General features: G+C 40.4%; 17 protein-coding genes. 1 reads left to right on the top strand and 16 read right to left on the bottom strand.

What is annotated here, in order from left to right; all coding sequences use genetic code 11:
* Positions 1–32 precede the first annotated feature (32 nt).
* From sdaAB to POF52_RS03375, 4 genes are all read right to left on the bottom strand, one after another.
* Entirely contained in the window at positions 33–695 is a 663-nt protein-coding gene (sdaAB, locus tag POF52_RS03390; protein ID WP_013058911.1) for an L-serine ammonia-lyase, iron-sulfur-dependent subunit beta, read from the bottom strand.
* 212 nt (positions 696–907) lie between these two features.
* A complete protein-coding gene (locus POF52_RS03385) occupies positions 908–1936 on the bottom strand; it encodes a PTS sugar transporter subunit IIC (protein ID WP_271989728.1) in 1029 nt (342 codons plus the stop codon).
* A gap of 196 nt (positions 1937–2132) precedes the next feature.
* A complete protein-coding gene (locus POF52_RS03380) occupies positions 2133–3800 on the bottom strand; it encodes a DAK2 domain-containing protein (protein WP_271989726.1) in 1668 nt (555 codons plus the stop codon).
* A gap of 16 nt (positions 3801–3816) precedes the next feature.
* Entirely contained in the window at positions 3817–4179 is a 363-nt protein-coding gene (locus POF52_RS03375) for an Asp23/Gls24 family envelope stress response protein (RefSeq protein ID WP_013058913.1), read from the bottom strand.
* A gap of 314 nt (positions 4180–4493) precedes the next feature.
* Here POF52_RS03375 and rpmB point away from each other — a divergent pair, with 314 nt between their 5' ends.
* On the top strand, positions 4494–4682 hold the full coding sequence (rpmB, locus tag POF52_RS03370; RefSeq protein ID WP_013058914.1) for a 50S ribosomal protein L28: 189 nt from the start codon (positions 4494–4496) through the stop codon (positions 4680–4682).
* A gap of 57 nt (positions 4683–4739) precedes the next feature.
* On the opposite strand, the gene spoVM is transcribed toward rpmB, so the two are convergent.
* From spoVM to coaBC, 12 genes are all read right to left on the bottom strand, one after another.
* A complete protein-coding gene (gene spoVM, locus POF52_RS03365) occupies positions 4740–4820 on the bottom strand; it encodes a stage V sporulation protein SpoVM (RefSeq protein ID WP_016765421.1) in 81 nt (26 codons plus the stop codon).
* 79 nt (positions 4821–4899) lie between these two features.
* Entirely contained in the window at positions 4900–5547 is a 648-nt protein-coding gene (locus POF52_RS03360; protein WP_016765422.1) for a thiamine diphosphokinase, read from the bottom strand.
* A 116-nt stretch (positions 5548–5663) separates the two neighbouring features.
* On the bottom strand, positions 5664–6320 hold the full coding sequence (gene rpe, locus POF52_RS03355; protein ID WP_013084822.1) for a ribulose-phosphate 3-epimerase: 657 nt from the start codon (positions 6318–6320) through the stop codon (positions 5664–5666).
* Positions 6321–6322: 2 nt separating this feature from the next.
* Positions 6323–7204, bottom strand: coding sequence for a ribosome small subunit-dependent GTPase A (rsgA, locus tag POF52_RS03350; protein WP_013084823.1), 882 nt, complete (start codon positions 7202–7204; stop codon positions 6323–6325).
* A 13-nt stretch (positions 7205–7217) separates the two neighbouring features.
* Entirely contained in the window at positions 7218–9263 is a 2046-nt protein-coding gene (gene pknB, locus POF52_RS03345) for a Stk1 family PASTA domain-containing Ser/Thr kinase (protein ID WP_028410789.1), read from the bottom strand.
* Positions 9264–9268: 5 nt separating this feature from the next.
* Positions 9269–10012, bottom strand: a complete 744-nt coding sequence (locus POF52_RS03340) for a Stp1/IreP family PP2C-type Ser/Thr phosphatase (protein ID WP_013084825.1) — start codon at positions 10010–10012, stop codon at positions 9269–9271.
* Between the two features lie 4 nt (positions 10013–10016).
* Entirely contained in the window at positions 10017–11108 is a 1092-nt protein-coding gene (gene rlmN / locus POF52_RS03335; RefSeq protein ID WP_271989721.1) for a 23S rRNA (adenine(2503)-C(2))-methyltransferase RlmN, read from the bottom strand.
* A 2-nt stretch (positions 11109–11110) separates the two neighbouring features.
* Positions 11111–12451 carry a 16S rRNA (cytosine(967)-C(5))-methyltransferase RsmB gene (rsmB, locus tag POF52_RS03330; RefSeq protein WP_016765427.1) on the bottom strand — a complete coding sequence of 447 codons (1341 nt, stop codon included), beginning with the start codon at positions 12449–12451 and terminating at the stop codon, positions 11111–11113.
* Positions 12444–13382, bottom strand: a complete 939-nt coding sequence (gene fmt / locus POF52_RS03325) for a methionyl-tRNA formyltransferase (RefSeq protein ID WP_271989719.1) — start codon at positions 13380–13382, stop codon at positions 12444–12446. Before fmt ends, rsmB begins: the two co-directional genes overlap by 8 nt.
* 10 nt (positions 13383–13392) lie before the next feature.
* Positions 13393–13866 (bottom strand): peptide deformylase, encoded by a 474-nt coding sequence (gene def / locus POF52_RS03320; protein ID WP_013084828.1) that lies wholly within the window; start codon positions 13864–13866, stop codon positions 13393–13395.
* 70 nt (positions 13867–13936) lie between these two features.
* On the bottom strand, positions 13937–16351 hold the full coding sequence (gene priA, locus POF52_RS03315) for a primosomal protein N' (protein WP_271989716.1): 2415 nt from the start codon (positions 16349–16351) through the stop codon (positions 13937–13939).
* The gene (gene coaBC, locus POF52_RS03310) at positions 16348–17565 is read right to left on the bottom strand and encodes a bifunctional phosphopantothenoylcysteine decarboxylase/phosphopantothenate--cysteine ligase CoaBC (protein ID WP_013058925.1); all 1218 of its coding nucleotides are present in this window, start codon (positions 17563–17565) and stop codon (positions 16348–16350) included. Before coaBC ends, priA begins: the two co-directional genes overlap by 4 nt.
* Between the last annotated feature and the right edge of the window lie 29 nt (positions 17566–17594).

Genomic DNA, 17594 nt, shown 5'->3' with positions numbered 1-17594 from the left:
TATTGTCTCAAGCCGATCCTATTCGCTCTATCCTACTCAACCATTCTTGTTACTTGAATAATGTGAGGCAATGTTTTTAACTCTTCAATTACATCATCTTCAATATTCGTATCCATTTCAATTGCCATGAGCGCTACTTCTCCGCGCTCTTTGCGAGATACTTCCATATGTCCGATATTAATTGAGTGTTTCATCAAAATATTCGTAACGGTCGCAATGGCACCAAATCGGTCATTATGCACAACGAGAATAGCTGGATTCATGCCTGATAAATTTAATTCAAATCCGTTCAGCTCCGTAATTTGAATTTTTCCTCCACCAATTGAAATTCCAACAACTTCAATTTCCTTTAATCCGTCGCTCATTTTGATGCGAGCAGTATTCGGATGATCTGTGATTGCCGCTTCCTCAACAAATGTGACGTCCATTCCTTCTTTTTTAGCTAAGTCCAAAGATTGCGGAATACGTTGGTCGAACGTATCAAAATCTAAAATACCGCCAATCAGCGCTACGTCTGTTCCGTGCCCTTTATACGTTTGAGCAAAAGAACCGTACAGTGAAACCACAACTTTTGTGGGCTGCTTGCCAAAAAGCGTTCGTGCAACGCGTCCAATACGCGCTGCACCAGCTGTATGTGAGCTAGATGGTCCAATCATTACCGGACCAATAATATCAAAGACAGATTTGTATTTCATAAGGATTTTCCCCCTGCTATTTAGACATTGTTATTACTTATATGTTACTTGAGCTTTTGACTTTTTGGAAGCTTTGTTTCACGCTCTTAAAAAATTTAAAAATTCTCATTTTTATTAGGGACTCACGTACAAAAAAAGCGGTGTATTTATCCATAAAAATAAGATAAGCACACCGCTTTTTTTGCTATATTATGCAGGAAAAGATGAATTACTTAAGCTGCTTCTTGCTCGGAAGCTACATCGTCTACTGTTTTAATTTTAAAGTTTTTAAAAGCAACTGAACCTATAAACCCAGCTAATGCTCCCGCTAGTGCGCAAAGTACTGCACAAATTGTGACCTTCATAGGGTCATTAAACCCAAACATCACTGCAAGTCCTGCGATTGGCGTTGCCGTGCCTGCAGCATCATTTACCAATCCGAACAGAGCCACAACCACACCGGCTAGTGCACCTCCAACAAAGTTTGTAATGTAGATAGGAATCGGATTTGCTGAAATAATATTCGCTTGTGTTAAAGGTTCAACTGCAACTGAAATGGTTGTACGACGATCCCCAATTTTTAATCGATCAAACAGCACATAGTTCATGAAAGAAGAACCAAACACAGCAAGAGCTCCAATCGCCATAGGCAATCCCGTTAACCCTAGCATAGCCGTTAAAGCCATTGAGCTAAGCGGAGCCGTTGCTACTACTGTGATAACTCCGCCTAAAATAATTCCCATTAAAATAGGGCTAGCACTTGTTGTGTCTTTGATAATTCCTCCAATATTTAAAAGCGTCGCATCTACAATAGGTGAGAATGCATTACCAATTAATCTTGTTAAAGGTGCTGCAATTAAGATGTTCCCTAATAAGTCTAGACCAGCAGGTGCCTTTTTCTCAATAAATTTCACTACAAATGCCATGAGGTATCCCGCAAAAAATCCAGGGAGCAAGCCTAGCCCTGAACACACCACCCCCATCATAAGAGCATATACAGGAGATACGCCTAACGCCAAAGCAACTAATGCTGCCGCCGCAACTCCTCCCATTCCTCCTGCAGCCTTTCCAACTTCACCCAGGAATGAAATACCTAGTAAATCTCCTCCTACATATGACTGAAAGGCCTCTACGAGAAACGCAGCTACCGCTCCGCTTGCCAGCGCCCCCATTGCTTTCATGCCATAAGGTGCCTTATTGCTAAACAACCAAAATAAAAATAAAACTAATAATAATAAACCTGTTCCTTTTAAAATATCCACTGTTGTCTCTCCTCTCATGCTGTTTTCTTTCACATTTGACTTAATCAGTTTTCAAAACTACCATATAAACGGGTTCTTTTCAACTAATATACCTAACATACCGAACAATTACAACAATTAATAATAAAATAGTTCGTATTCAACTTAAAAAACACAAAAAAAGAAGCGCCCCTCGGGAGGAATGCTTCTTTTTTGGCTATTCAATTGCAAAAATGTAAGAATATAAAGGTTGATCTCCTTTATGAAGCTCTACCTCAACTTCTTCAAACGTTTCTTCTACAAACGATGTTAGCGCTTCAGCTTCATCGTCTGAGACATCCTCTCCTTGAAGAATCGTAAGGATTTCCGCTTTGTCATCAATCATATAAGTCAATAGCTTTTTTGCTGCTTCTAATTTCTCTGAATCTTTTACAACGATTTTCTTTTCGGCAATACCCATAAAATCGCCTTTAGCTAATTCAAGACCATCAATATTTGTGTCGCGAACTGCATACGTTACTTGTCCTGTTTTCACGTGCTGCAGAGCTTCTGTCATTACTTCCTCGTTTTCTTTTAAGCTTTGCTGAGGATTAAATGATAGCAGCGCTGTCATTCCTTGAGGAACCGTTTTAGACGGGACAACCGAAACGTGACTGCCGGCAACAGCAGCCGCTTGGTTAGCAGCCATCACAATATTTCCGTTATTAGGTAAAATCAGTACCTGTTCAGCATTTGTTTCTTCAATCGCTTTGACAATATCCTCCGTACTTGGATTCATTGTTTGTCCGCCTTCGATAACAACCGTTGCCCCAAGGCTCTTGAACAATTCAGCAATTCCTTTTCCCATTGACACAGTAACAATGCCAAAGGGCTGTTTTTCAGCATTTTTTACTGCAGGCTTTTCTTCACCTGAAACAATGCTGCTATGCTGTTCTCTCATGTTTTCAATCTTCATTTTAATTAAACTTCCGTACTGCTGCCCGTAGTTTAACACTTCTCCAGGATGCTCAGCGTGAATATGAACTTTCACGATTTCATCATCAGATACTACAAGCAATGAGTCGCCCCATTTGCTTAAGTCTTGACGAAACGTTTCTTCAGAAAATGTTTTAGCTGCAGGCTTATCCTCTTCCAGCCTTACCATAAATTCTGTACAATAGCCAAATTCAATATCTTCTGTATTCATATAGCTTTGTGCATGCTTATGATGCTCAGCATTTACGAGTTCATTCATCGAAGGAGCTGACATGGGTACACCCGGAAGTTTTTCACCTTTTAATTCAGCTAAAAACCCTTCATAAATTAAAACAAGCCCTTGACCTCCGCTATCCACTACGCCTACTTCTTTTAACACGGGTAAAAGATCTGGCGTGCGATTTAACGAAGCATTAGCTTCCTTAAGTACTTCTTCCATGAACAGAATCATATCAGGTTGCTTTTTAGCAACAGCCGCTGCTTTTTTAGCAGTATCCTTAGCTACTGTTAAAATGGTTCCTTCGATTGGTTTCATAACAGCTTTATAAGCAGTTTCTACCCCAAGCTCAAGAGCTTCAGCAAACTCAACTGTTGTAATCGCTGACTTTTGCTCAACCGATTTCGCAAAACCGCGGAATAATTGAGATAAAATAACTCCTGAATTACCGCGCGCCCCCATCAATAAGCCCTTAGACAAAGCTTGACTCACTTGGCCGATGTGATCAGATAGTTTATTTTTTACTTCTTTAGCACCAGACGTAATCGATAAGTTCATATTTGTTCCAGTATCACCATCTGGTACAGGAAAAACGTTCAGCGCATCTACATAATCTGCATTGTTAGATAGATGCTGGGCTCCTTGAAGCACCATTTCTCTAAACCGCTTTCCGTCCAACGTTGTCATTGACACGAATCTTCCTCCTTAATTAAACGTTCGTTACACGAACACCCTGCACATAAATATTTACTGAATCAACCGTTAAACCAACCGTTTGTTCCAGTGTGTATTTTACTTTTGTTTGCACATTATGAGCAATTTCAGAAATTTTTGTTCCATAGCTTACGATAATGTACATGTCGATATGTACGTCATCCTCTTCTTGTCTTACCACAATACCTCGTGTAAAGTTTTCTTTGCGAAGAATTTCTGTAAGACCATCTTTAAGCTGATTTTTTGAAGCCATTCCCACAATCCCGTAACAATCAACAGCTGCTCCTCCAGCAATTGTTGCAATTACATCTGTAGAGATATCAATTTGACCGTACTTCGTTTTCATTTCGATGGACATACTCGTTCCCCTTTCTACTTTCATAGGTTATAAATATTCTACTATAATCAATCTCGTTTTAAAAGAGGCGTCCAGCTTGTCCCTTTTAAAGATGACAGTATTAGGTATCAACTTGTCTTAAAATGAGTAATAGCCCAAGTTATACCTATTTCTACTCTCTATATTATTGAACATAGATTCATTTTATATGTCAAGGAAAATTTCTTGAAAGCTTTTCTCCAGAACTATTGCATTCTCTGTAAGGCTGTGATAAATTAATATAGTATTTCTCAAAACAGAATTGAGTAGTTTTTTTGGTGTTAGGAGGGAAAATCATGGCACGCAAATGTGTAGTAACTGGTAGAAAAGCTCGTTCAGGTAACGCACGTTCTCACGCAATGAACGCTACTAAGCGTAAATGGGGTGCTAACGTTCAAAAAGTACGTATCTTAGTGAACGGTAAACCAAAACGTGTGTACGTTTCAGCTAGAGCCCTTAAGTCTGGTAAAGTTCAACGCGTTTAATCTTTATAATGAAAAAGCACCATATTTTATGGTGCTTCTTTTATTATTCCGGCGTTGTTAATCTTTTTTGAACGAATTAAGCATGACCTTTACGATGCCACCTAAAAACTTTGGAAGTTTGATTGTATAGAATTTCATACTGTCCCTCCTAACCGTCTCCACACTTTATCTCCTTTTAAAGAAAGCCCTATGTCCTGCTCTCATTTTCCATACTTCATCACAAGCAACGTTTATCATTGCTTCTTACCATCATTAATATGCCTTTTGTAAATGAAAAAGTACCTCTTTGTTGAATAAGTTCATTGCTAATACATAAAGTTGAGCCGAGTTCTACTTCATGCTTATTGAGCGGATATTTGAAACCTTCTAGCGTAAGCTCTTTTACACCGCCTGCAAAAGGAACGAATGAAATATAGTGAAACTCCTTTAAACGATCAACATGATAAGTGCCTGGTTCAAACAATTGAATGATATTTTGATTGTCAATCATTTGTACATTCGCTTTCTCTTTTAACCCTTTGTACAGGAGCTGAATGCTTCCAAACATGTGGTCAAGCCTTCCACCTGTTGCTCCAAAGATACAAATACTTTCCGGTTTTTGCCCTATTGCCCACTCAAAAGCAAGTTCCAAATCCGTTGCATCTTTTTCTGCAGGATACAATTCAACATCTTGTAATGCTTCTCTCACTAGCTTAAGCTGTGCATTTGTAATGGAATCAAAATCTCCAAATGCTTTTACGGGCAAAATGTCTTGCTGAAGAAGAAGGAATACGCCGCGGTCTACTCCTACCCACTTTACATCGTTTGACTGGTGCAGGGGCGGCATATGTTCATCCGGTCCCCCTGCTAGAATATGAATTTTCATTATGTATATGCTCCTTTTCTATTAAAAAATGAACGAAATAAATATGTTTTCTTTATCCTAAAAGAAAAAGCTGCTGTGTACAAGTTCTACTCGTTGTACACAGCAGCTTTTATTACTTACGCTTGAACAGTTGTGCGAATTTGACTAATTGCGCCAGCTCGGTCTTCTTGGTTATAAATAGCTGAGCCAGCCACTAAGACATTTGCTCCTGCTTCCACACATTTTCTTGCTGTTTCTTCATTAATTCCTCCATCAACCTCTACTTCAATAGAAAGGTGACGAATTTCAATAAGCTGAGAGATTTGCTCAATTTTCGGCAGTACATTTGGAATGAAGTTTTGCCCTCCAAAGCCTGGGTTCACCGTCATTAATAAAATAAGATCGATATCTTCTAAGATATGCTTTACTACGTCAATTGGCGTTGCAGGATTTAAAGCAACGCCTGCTTTCATGCCGTGCTCTTTGATTAATTGAATGGTGCGGTGCAAATGAGTACACGCTTCAGCATGTACCGTTAAAATATCAGCACCTGCCTTTGCAAACATTGGAACGTATTGATCTGGGTTTTCAATCATTAAATGCACATCTAATGGCAGTGTTGTGACAGGGCGTACAGCCTCAACGATAAGCGGTCCAATTGTAATATTAGGAACAAAATGGCCATCCATAACGTCGATATGGATGTAGTCTGCTCCACCTGCTTCAACTTCACGAATTTCTTCAGCAAGCTTTGAAAAATTGGCAGATAAAATGGAAGGTGCGATTTTTGTCATTTTTAATACCTCGGCTTTCTTTGCTTAATTTCCTCAATAAATTGCAAGTAATGTTCGTAGCGATAACTCGGAATTTCTTTTTGTTCGTATGCTTCTTTCACCGCACATTTTGGTTCTTTCACATGCAAACAACCTCGAAATTTACACTGTTCACTCAAACGCGACATTTCAGGAAAACAATGGGTTAACTCTTCTACTTCTAACGTTAAAAATTCCAGTGAGCTAAAGCCTGGCGTATCGGCTACTAAACCTTCACCAAACGAAATCAGTTCTACATGACGTGTTGTATGCTTTCCTCTTCCAAGTGACATTGAAATATCATTTGTCTTTAACTCAAGCTCTGGTTTAAGTGTATTTAACAGTGAAGATTTACCTACACCTGACTGTCCGGCAATAACCGTTACGCGATCTTCAAATAACGGCTGAATTTGTTCCATGCCTTTTTCTGTGACTGTCGACGTTAAAATGACCTCATATCCTATTTTACGATATTCTTCGGCATATTGCTCGATTTCTTGCTTTTGCTGCTGTGATAAAAGATCTACTTTTGAAATACAAATAATAGGTTCAATATGATTAGACTCCACTAACACTAAAAATCGGTCAAGAAGCATCGTGCTAAAATCAGGTTCAATCGCTGAAAAAACAAGCAGCGCCTGATCAACATTTGAAATTGGGGGACGAACTAATTCATTTTTACGTTCTTTAATTTCAAGTATATATCCTTCAAGCTTATTTTCTGCCTGAAATACTACATTGTCACCGACTAAAGGCGTTACTTTCTTTTTACGAAAAACACCTCGTCCTCGACATTGCGTTACTTGTCCGTCATGAAGAACATAATAAAATCCGCTAAGGGATTTAATAATTCTTCCTTCTGGCATAACCTCACTCCTATCACTCTGGATATTCAACGTCTTTTTCTTCAATAACTTCCCCGTCTCGGACAATTTTATAAGACGCTTTTTCATTTTCATCAACTAAAACATCGAACGATTCTTTTGTTGTTTCAGTAATCGTTAGTTCTTTAGCAGGAACGGACATATCGTTATCTGCATCTTCGATATAAATTTGTACTTTTTGCGGCTTTGGCTTTTCCTCTTCTGTTCCGGTGGCATCGCCTGTTTCCGTTGCGTCGCCTTGTTCCGTGCTTGCTTCGGTGTCAGTCTCTTCTTTATACGGAATAGTCACATCCACTGATACCGTTTGAGGAGCTTTTGGCTCCTTGCCCATTGAGACCGTAATGGTGAGCTTATCACCTTGCTCGATACTCTGCTCCGCTGCAGGCTTTTGAGACATCACAAGACCTTTTTCAACAGTGTCGGAATACGCTGTTTTTACATCCACTTCAATATCTTCATCTGATGCATAATCTTTTACGCTTTTTTCCGTCCAGCCCGAGAAATCCTTTAATGTAATCTTCGGCGGCCCCTTACTTACCCATAGCGTAACCGTTGTATCCTCCGGCACGACTTGTTCGGTTTCTTTAGGCGTCTGATCTGTAATATTGCCTTTTGGTTCTGTGCTTTCAACTTCGATGGATTGGATATCTTTATAATTCTGCTTTTCTAACAGACTTTTTACTTCCGTAAAGCTTCTTCCAATGTACCGGTTAAATGCTTCTTTTTTCTTTCCTGTACTTCGATAAATAATGACATTAGATCCTTCTTTGATAACGTCTCCCGCTTCTGGCATCGTTTTAACCACGTCGCCTTCTTCCACCTCATTATCCGATATATCTTTAGGATTCTTCACTTTAAAGCCTAAAGAAACTAAATCGGTTACTGCTGATTCATAATCTTGATTATGTAAATCAGGAACCTTTACGTCTTTTGGCAGTAATAAAGCCGGAATAAATGTAACGGCGGCTACGCTAGCAGCTGCCAGCAGCAAAAAAATTAAAACAAGCGTTACAATCAGCTTGCTTTTGCCCTTTTTCTTTTTCTTCTTTTTTTTCTTCGGCTTTAACTCTTCTTCCTCTTGTTCTTCGCGCTCTAAGTGAGGAGGTTTTCTCACAGGTACGTGCGTTTCTTCGGATTCAACAAAATCCTCCTTAATAACTGGAATGGCTTTTGTCACTTCTTCATCATCAGGCACCGTAAACCTTTGTTCATTATAACGATTTGGATGAACAGCAGACTGTAAATCCGCTTCGAGTTCTTCGACGGAACTGTATCGGTAAAATGGATCTTTAGTTGTTGCTTTTAATACAACATTCTCCACGCTTTGAGGGATAGATGGATTCCATCTTTTAGGAGAAGGTGTTTCTGTCTGTAAATGTTTTAATGCAATTGACACAGCCGATTCCCCAGAAAAAGGGACTCGACCCGTTAGCAATTCAAATAGGACGATGCCAAGCGAATAAATATCAGAACGCTTATTCGCAAGCCCTCCCCGTGCCTGTTCAGGAGATAAATAATGAACAGAGCCCAAAACAGAATTAGTATGCGTAATGGTTGTAGAACTTAGTGCTACGGCAATGCCGAAGTCAGTAACTTTAATGGTATCATCATGATCAATTAAAATATTTTGAGGCTTAATATCCCGATGAATAATTCCGTACTGATGAGCATGGGCAATAGCTGATGTAATCTGCGTCATAATATGTATGGCTTTATCAAGAGATAGTGGTGATTCTTGCAGAATGTATTGCTTTAATGTCATACCCGGTACATATTCCATGATGATATAGTAAATATCTTCTTCTTCTCCAACATCATAAATACTGACAATATTAGGATGAGCAATACTCGTAGCAGATTGTGCTTCTCGATGGAAACGCTTTATAAACGCATCGTCACTTGCAAAGTCTAAACGAAGCACTTTAATTGCCACATCACGATCCAAAATCATGTCGCGACCTAAATAGACGTTTGCCATTCCGCCTCCACCAATTACTTGCAATACCTTATAACGGTCGTTTAGCCGTCTACCTATTAGCAACACTCTCACCCACTTTCAGATGTAAAGTCCACAATTGCAAGTGTAATATTGTCTTCTCCACCAAGCTCATTTGCTAATTGAATCAGGCTCGTACCCTTTTCGTGAAGTGATGAACTTGTTGATAACGTTTCGTTCAGCTTTTGTTCCGTTACCTTATTTGTCAGTCCATCTGAACATAATAATAATCGATCTTCTTTTTCCACTTCAATTGTTTTTACATCTAAACTAACATTTTCTTCGGTACCTAGTGCTCGCAATAAGATATTTTTTCGTGGATGATGCTCAGCATCTTCTTTTGTGATTTGACCATTTTTTACGAGTTCATTCACAAGAGAATGATCTTCTGTTACTTGTTGAAATCCATATTCATTGGAAATATAGCATCTGCTGTCTCCTATATTACCAATCGCACAAAACGTATCGGCGCATAAAGCAAGTACCACTGTTGTACCCATCCCTTTACACTCTTCATGCTCCTGAGCATACTGATAAATATCTTGATTAATTTGCGAAACATGCGTACGAATCCACTGCGTCGCCTCATCAGGAGACGTTACTTTGTCCGCTTCTTCCCACGCTGTTTGCAATTTTTGAACCGCCATCTCACTGGCGACGTCGCCAGCTCGATGACCTCCCATACCATCAGCCACAATTGCAAGCAGCTGATTGTGTTGGTTCAAAAATACCCCTCCGTTATCTTCATTGTGTTGTCTAACTCTCCCTCGGTCTGTCATGAAGACAGTTGCCATACAATCACCTCGTCTCTTCTTTACGCTCCTTCGCACGTAATTGGCCACAAGCTGCATCGATATCATGACCTTGCTCACGTCGAATAGTCACGTTAACGCCACGCTTTTTAAGCGTACGTTCAAATGCAAAAATCTGTTCACGCGGTGTACGAACATAATCACGCTCAGGCACATAGTTTACCGGAATCAAGTTCACGTGGCATTTCACGTCTTTGATCAAATCCGCTAATTCCTCGGCATGCTCTACTTGATCGTTTACTCCTCCGAATAGACCATACTCAAAGCTAATACGTCTTCCCGTTTTATCCGTATAATATTTAATGGCTTCCATCAAATCAGGAAGTTTGTACGCACGGTTAATCGGCATTAAGCGTGAGCGGATGTCATTGTTTGGAGCGTGAAGTGAAATCGCAAAATTGATTTGCATTTTTTCATCAGCAAACTTATAGATTTTCGGAATGATTCCACTTGTCGATACTGTGATATGACGTGCACCAATATTTAATCCATCATCACTGTTAATTGTTTTTAAGAAGCGCATCATTTCATCATAGTTATCAAACGGCTCCCCAATACCCATAATTACGACAGAGCTCACGCGTTCTCCTTGTTCATCTAGCGCTTTTTGTACTTTTACTACTTGCGCTACGATTTCTCCAGCTTCCAAGTTACGCTTTAAACCGCCAAGAGTAGACGCACAGAACGTACAGCCGATGCGACATCCAACTTGAGTCGTTACGCAGACAGAATTCCCGTATTCATGACGCATAAGCACTGTTTCAATCGTATAACCGTCATGGAGTTCGAATAAAAACTTCATCGTGCCGTCCCCAGACGTTTGCTGAACGACTGTTTTTAATGTCGTTAGTGCAAATTTGTCGTTTAATTGTTCACGTAACCCTTTAGATAAGTTTGACATATCGTCAAAGTCCGTTACGCGTTTAACATATAACCAGTCAAAAATTTGTTTAGCACGGAACTTCTTATCTCCGTGTTCTACTAACCAATTTTCTAGGTCGTGCATTTCTAATGAATAAATAGATGGTTTTTGCGCTTTTTCTTCTGCTTTTGCTTTTCTTTTAGCTACTTCTTCCATTTTTACACCTTCTTCTGTAAACATGCAATATAAAATCCATCGCTTTGTGCATCTGGCAGCAATTGAATTTCACCATGTTTTACGTTTTGTTTAAGCTTTTGCGGCATGCGTGCAGCGAGTGTTTCATCTTTTTGAAAATCAGCATGATCTGCTAAAAATGCTGCTACAACATCCCCATTTTCATCCCGGTCAATTGTACATGTACTATATACAAGGGTCCCACCTTTTTTTAATAAAGGCGCAACCGCATTTAAAATATCTTGTTGAATACGCGCCAGCTGCTTTACATCTTGCTCAGTTTTTGTATATTTCAAATCAGGTTTACGTCTCATTACACCAAAACCTGAGCACGGAGCATCTACTAAGATGCGGTCAAACATTTCTTTATCAAACTGTTCGCCTGCTTTGCGGCTGTCTTGAACCGTCGGCTCAATATTGGTAAGGTGCAGACGCTCTGCCTGCTGGGCAATCAGCTTTACTTTATGGTCATGAATGTCCAAGGAAATAACTTTACCACTGTTTCTAAGCTGCTCTGCAATATGAGTTGATTTTCCTCCCGGTGCAGCACAGCTATCTAAAATTAGCTCTTCTGCCTCTGCACCGAGCGCATGGGCCACTAACATAGAGCTTTCATCTTGAACGGTAAACATTCCTTCACGAAATGCTTGTGTATGAGCTGCATTTCCTTTTTGAACTTCTAGCGCTTCTTCTACAAAATGGCCTGGTTCTACAACAATACCTTCTTTTTCTAGCGCTTCTTTTACTTCATTTTGCGTAAAGCGTGCACTGTTTACTCGGATTGTTTGTTTAGGGGCCATTAAATTAGCTAAACAGATTCCGCGTGTTTTGTCCAATCCATATTGTTCCACCCAGCGTTTTACAAGCCACAATGGATGACTCGTTTCAATCGCCAAGCGCTCCACAGGATTTTGTATTTCTTCTAAAGAAGGCGTGCCGCTGCGCTGGATATTGCGTAAAACGCCGTTTACCATTGAGGCAATTCCTTTGTGACCGCGTTTTTTGGCAATTTCTACTGCTTCATGAAGGATTGCCCGGTCAGGCACTCGGTCTAAATATACCATTTGGTAAAGTGATAAACGAAGCAGCACTCGCACCCAAGGCTGAAGCTTTTTTGGATTTTTCAAGAAAGGCGCTAACCCGTAATCTAACGTATCACGTCTTTGAATCGTTCCATACACAATTTCCGTTAACAGTCCTGCATCTTTTCCTTGAATACCCCGTTTTTGTATGCTGTTATTTAACAATAGATTGCTGAATGCCTGGTTTTTTTCAATAGCTAGTAAAATATCTAAAGCTATGTCTCGAACGTTGTACTTACTCATTGACATCCCCTAATACTGTTCCGACTTCAACGGATGTACCTCGTAAATACTGCGCTGCATCCATACGTTTTTTTCCAGCCGGCTGAAGTTCCGTCACTTTAATAGCTGTTTCATTTCCAGTTGCTACTATAAATCCGTCCTCTTCAAGTGATAAAACGGTACCCGGTTTGCCTGATGCGGATACTTTTTCTCCCCACCAAATTTTCATGACCTGACCGTCTGCTGTTGTATAAGCAACAGGCCAAGGGTGAAGTCCGCGGATATGGTTATAAATTTCTTCTCCTGTACGGGCCCAATCAATTTTCTCTTGTTCACGCTTAATGTTAGAAGCAAATGTCGCTTCGTCATCGTTTTGTTTAACCGGCGTAACTTCACCTTTTACAAGAGAAGGAATGGTTTCTGAAAGCAATTTTGCACCAGCAGCGCTGAGTTTATCATGAAGTGTACCAACGTGATCACGTTCTACAATCGGAACTTCTACCTGTGTTAAGATATCACCTGCATCTAATTTTTCTACCATATACATAATTGTAACACCAGTTTTCGGCTTACCTTGTAGAATTGAATAATGAATCGGCGCGCCTCCGCGCAGTTCAGGTAACAGAGAAGCATGCACGTTAATACAGCCGTATTTAGGCGCTTCTAAAATAGGGGTTGGTAAAATTTGACCAAAAGCCGCTGTTACAATTAGGTCAGGCTCATACGCTAACACTTGCTGATATTCTTCTTCTAAACGAATCTTTTCTGGCTGCAGTACAGGTATTTCATGCTTTAACGCCTCAACTTTTACAGGAGGAGGTGTTAATACGCGCTTGCGTCCTTTTGGTCGGTCCGGCTGTGTAACCACTGCGACCACTTCATATCCATCTTTAAGTAATGTTTGTAAAACCGGCACTGAAAAATCCGGCGTTCCCATAAATACGACTTTCATCGTGTAAAACCTACCCTTCTAGTTCATCCTCTTCGTAATACTTTGTCACTTTTTCCGTGAACAATACACCGTGTAAATGATCAATTTCATGCTGAATTGCTCGTGCTAAAAAACCTTTTGCTTCTATAAAATAAGGTTTTCCTTTACGGTTTTGCGCACGTACTTTCACATAATCAGCTCGAGCCACGTCACCAAAAAGGCCCGGAAAACTTAGGCAGCCTTCTGGACCGATTTGTTCGCCTCGTTGCTCAATAATTACCGGATTAATTAGCTCAATTTTACCGTGTCGATCATCCACGTCTACCACTGCCACTTGCTGCAGAACTCCTACTTGAGGAGCAGCTAGACCCACACCGTCTGCTTCAAGCATTAAATCATACATGCCGTTTAGTAATTTCGCTAATTTATTATCAAAGTTTTTAACGACTTCACATTCTTGTTCAAGTACTTCATTAGGATGGTAAACAAGCTTAAGCTTAGCCAAATAGGCACCTCCTTTATTCTTTCTATTTATATCCAAAAAGCTTCTTCTTTAACGCCATCAAGACGACTAGTTACATCATCGAGTATGGATTCAAATCAATCGTGATCGTTAAATTCTCCTTCTGCATTTCCGCTTGATAACGTTCTACTATATATTTCAACAGCGGAATCAAGCTTGGTTCCAGCTTGTATTTTAACATGCATTGATAGCGATATCTATCTTTTATCTTAGCAATCGGAGATGCGACTGGCCCTAAGATCGTTGTTTGCGGCGAAAGTTTCTGACGCAGATACTGCGAAATTTTGTCTGTAACAGACACCACTTTTGCAATATTTTCATGAGATACCGTTACAAGCGCCAAGTAAAAGAAAGGGGGATATTTGTGCATTTTACGAATTTCCATCTCGTGCTTATAAAACGCATCGTAATCATGCTGACTCGCAAGTTGAATGCTGTAGTGTTCAGGCGTGTACGTTTGAATCACTACTTCTCCTGGAAGTTTGTGGCGTCCTGCTCTTCCGCTTACTTGTGTTAAAAGCTGAAACGTTTTTTCAGATGCACGAAAGTCAGGTAAATTCAGCATCGTATCTGCTGTTAAAACGCCTACAAGCGTGACGTTTGGAAAGTCCAGTCCTTTCGCAATCATCTGTGTCCCTAGTAAAATTTGCGCTTCTCCACTTGCAAACTTGTTCAGGAGCTTTTCATGGGCGCCTTTTCGGCTTGTCGTATCAACATCCATTCGAACAACTCTAGCCTCGGGCAGCACTTTTGTTAATTCTTCTTCCACTTTTTGTGTACCAGACCCGAAAAAGCGGATATGTTCGCTGTGGCATTCTGGGCACTCAGTGTGCACATGTTCTTCGTGTCCGCAATAATGGCATTTTAATTTATTTTGATAGCGGTGATACGTTAGTGAAATTTCACAGTGCTCACATGTCGGAACGTAACCGCAGTCTCTGCACATAACAAAAGAAGAATGACCTCTTTTATTTAAAAATAAAACGATTTGCTCCCCTTTTTCCAAACGGTCTTTCATCTTTTCAAACAGCATAGTTGAAAACATAGAGCGGTTGCCGCTGCGAAGCTCTTCTCTCATATCGACGATATCCACCGAAGGCATTGACGACTTATTCATTCTTTGCTTTAACGTCAGTAGCTTATACACACCTTTTTGCGCTCTTGCAAAGGACTCAAGCGTTGGTGTTGCACTTCCTAAAATGACTGGACACTGATGATGCTGCCCTCGGTAAATAGCTACATCTCTTGCATGATAACGGGGGTTTTCTTCTTGTTTATAACTCGTCTCATGTTCTTCATCGATAATAAGAAGGCCCAAATTTTCAAATGGAGCAAATACAGCAGAGCGGGCCCCTACTACAACGGATACTTCTTTTCGCTGAATTTTTCGCCATTCATCGTATTTTTCCCCAGTAGACAAGCCGCTATGAAGTACAGCAACTTTTGAGCCGAATCGCTCTTTAAACCGCTTGACCATCTGAGGGGTAAGTGAAATCTCCGGAACAAGCATAATCGCTTCTTTCCCTTTTTTTAGCACTTGATCAATTGATTGGAGATACACTTCTGTTTTTCCGCTTCCGGTTACTCCGTACATTAAAAACACATCGTGAAGATTTTCTTCGATGTCCTGCAGAATCGGTGCGATTGCCTCAGCTTGTTCATCGGTCAATTGAAATGGCTTTGATGGTGTAAAGTATCGATCTTGATAAGGATCACGGTATATTTCAATTTCCGTTTCCGCTAAGAGTCTTTTGTTAATCAGCGCTTTTATAGGAGCGGAGGTAATCTGCAAATCTTCCGCTATTTCTTTTATGGCTACTTCTTCATTTCGATTCAGCATAAAAGACAGCACTTGTTTTTGCTTTTCTGCCTGCTTATTTAACTCGCTCATAAACTGCTGAATTTCTTCAAGGCTTTGATTCAGTTTTACGCCTTTTGCCGTTTTTTTGTTTCCTTTGTTTTTCACGACGTAGACGACTTCAATTAGACCTTTTTGAATATCACGGTGAAAAGCAGGAGCAGCGGCTGTTTTTTCTACTTCACTCCACTTCAGCGAGGATCTTGAATGAAAAAACGGCTTTACTTGCTCATGAAGCTGTTCGTATGCCTCTTTTGAAAGGAGTGACAGTTCTTTATCATATTTTGCTTTCATCGCCGCAGGCAGCATGACTTGAAAAGCCGATATCATAAAACAAAGCGTTTTTTCGGTTAGCCAGTGCCCAATCTCTAACAGTTCGGGAGTCAGAACCGGCGTTAAATCAAGCAGGTCAGCGATTGGTTTAACACGCTTAACTTCAGCCTCTTCTTTAAGAGCCACCACAAACCCTTGAACTTTTCTAGGACCAAACGGAACGACAACTCGCATACCCGGAACAATAATTCCTTTCCATTTGTCGGGAATAGCGTAGTCAAAAGCTCGATCTGTTTGCTTAGCAGCCACGTCCACAATTACACTAGCTACACTCATTTTTTCAGCCCTTCTAACATTTCCTTCACTTCTTTTAACACCTCGGTAGCTACATCGTGTTTTGAAAGAATGGGAAGTTCTTTAGACTCTCCGCTTCGCTTATAGAGCGTTACAATATTTGTGTCCGTCCCAAAACCTGCTCCTTCTGTCGTCACGTTATTGGCTACAATCATATCCAAGTTTTTAGATGCAAGTTTCTTTTGTGCATATTCATCCACTTGTTCTGTTTCTGCTGCAAAGCCCACTAAAAGCTGGTGTTCTTTTCGCTCTCCAAGCGTGCGTAAAATATCTGTTGTTCTCTCTAGCTCTAGTACTGCTTCACCAGGCTGCTTTTTCATCTTTTGATCAAACACATGCTTTGGTCGGTAATCTGCCACTGCGGCTGATTTAATGACAACATCTGCTTCATGATAGCGCTGCATAACAGCTTCAAGCATCTGCTGCGCACTTTCAATTTGAACAACCTGCACTCCTTTTGGATACTCTAAATTCGTCGGTCCCGTTACAAGTGTTACCGATGCGCCTAATTTAGCAGCTTGTTCTGCAAGGGCATAGCCCATTTTCCCAGTAGAGCGATTGGTGAAAAATCGGACGGGATCAATGCGTTCTACCGTAGGTCCTGCTGTAACCAATACATTCACACCTTCAAGGATCTTTTGTGTATGTGATGCTTGTGAAAAATAAGATCCGATTAGTGAAACAATTGTTTCTGGCTCTTCAAGACGACCTTTTCCTACATAACCGCATGCCAAATACCCTTCTCCAGGTTCTACAAAAGAGTAACCAAATGATGAAAGAGTGCTCATATTTTTTTTAACAGCTGGATGATCGTACATATGAACATTCATTGCAGGTGCAATCCACACAGGTGCAGTAGCAGCCAGCAGCGTTGTGGAAATCATATCATCTGCAAGACCATTTGCTATTTTCCCTATCATATTTGCCGTAGCAGGAGCTACTAAAATTAAATCAGGCCAATCTGCTAAATCAATATGTGCAATTACAGATGGATCTTTTTCATCAAACGTATCTGTATAAACTGGGTTTCGAGACAGAGCTTGAAACGTAAGCGGCGTTACGAACTCGCATGCTGAAGCAGTCATCATTACTTTAACTTCCGCTCCCGCTTGTACTAATTTACTTGTTAAAGCTGCAGCTTTATATACGGCGATTCCGCCGCTAACACATAATAAAATTCGTTTTCCCTTCATCATTATGCCCCCATCTATTTATCCCGCTCAAC

The organism is Priestia sp. AB (assembly GCF_028369225.1).
GTDB classification, from domain to species: Bacteria; Bacillota; Bacilli; order Bacillales; family Bacillaceae_H; genus Priestia; species Priestia megaterium.
This window is presented reverse-complemented; position numbering and strand designations above follow the sequence as displayed.

What these genes read in the sequence shown, in the direction of transcription:
- rsgA (WP_013084823.1), bottom strand. Translation starts at nt 7,204, where the DNA reads ATGCCAGAAGGAAGAATTATTAAATCCCTTAGCGGATTTTATTATGTT.
- POF52_RS03360 (WP_016765422.1), bottom strand. Translation starts at nt 5,547, where the DNA reads ATGAAAATTCATATTCTAGCAGGGGGACCGGATGAACATATGCCGCCC.
- sdaAB (WP_013058911.1), bottom strand. Translation starts at nt 695, where the DNA reads ATGAAATACAAATCTGTCTTTGATATTATTGGTCCGGTAATGATTGGA.
- rlmN (WP_271989721.1), bottom strand. Translation starts at nt 11,108, where the DNA reads ATGGAAGAAGTAGCTAAAAGAAAAGCAAAAGCAGAAGAAAAAGCGCAA.
- rsmB (WP_016765427.1), bottom strand. Translation starts at nt 12,451, where the DNA reads ATGAGTAAGTACAACGTTCGAGACATAGCTTTAGATATTTTACTAGCT.
- POF52_RS03340 (WP_013084825.1), bottom strand. Translation starts at nt 10,012, where the DNA reads ATGGCAACTGTCTTCATGACAGACCGAGGGAGAGTTAGACAACACAAT.
- priA (WP_271989716.1), bottom strand. Translation starts at nt 16,351, where the DNA reads ATGAGTGTAGCTAGTGTAATTGTGGACGTGGCTGCTAAGCAAACAGAT.
- rpe (WP_013084822.1), bottom strand. Translation starts at nt 6,320, where the DNA reads ATGACAAAAATCGCACCTTCCATTTTATCTGCCAATTTTTCAAAGCTT.
- rpmB (WP_013058914.1), top strand. Translation starts at nt 4,494, where the DNA reads ATGGCACGCAAATGTGTAGTAACTGGTAGAAAAGCTCGTTCAGGTAAC.
- spoVM (WP_016765421.1), bottom strand. Translation starts at nt 4,820, where the DNA reads ATGAAATTCTATACAATCAAACTTCCAAAGTTTTTAGGTGGCATCGTA.
- fmt (WP_271989719.1), bottom strand. Translation starts at nt 13,382, where the DNA reads ATGAAAGTCGTATTTATGGGAACGCCGGATTTTTCAGTGCCGGTTTTA.
- coaBC (WP_013058925.1), bottom strand. Translation starts at nt 17,565, where the DNA reads ATGATGAAGGGAAAACGAATTTTATTATGTGTTAGCGGCGGAATCGCC.
- POF52_RS03375 (WP_013058913.1), bottom strand. Translation starts at nt 4,179, where the DNA reads ATGTCCATCGAAATGAAAACGAAGTACGGTCAAATTGATATCTCTACA.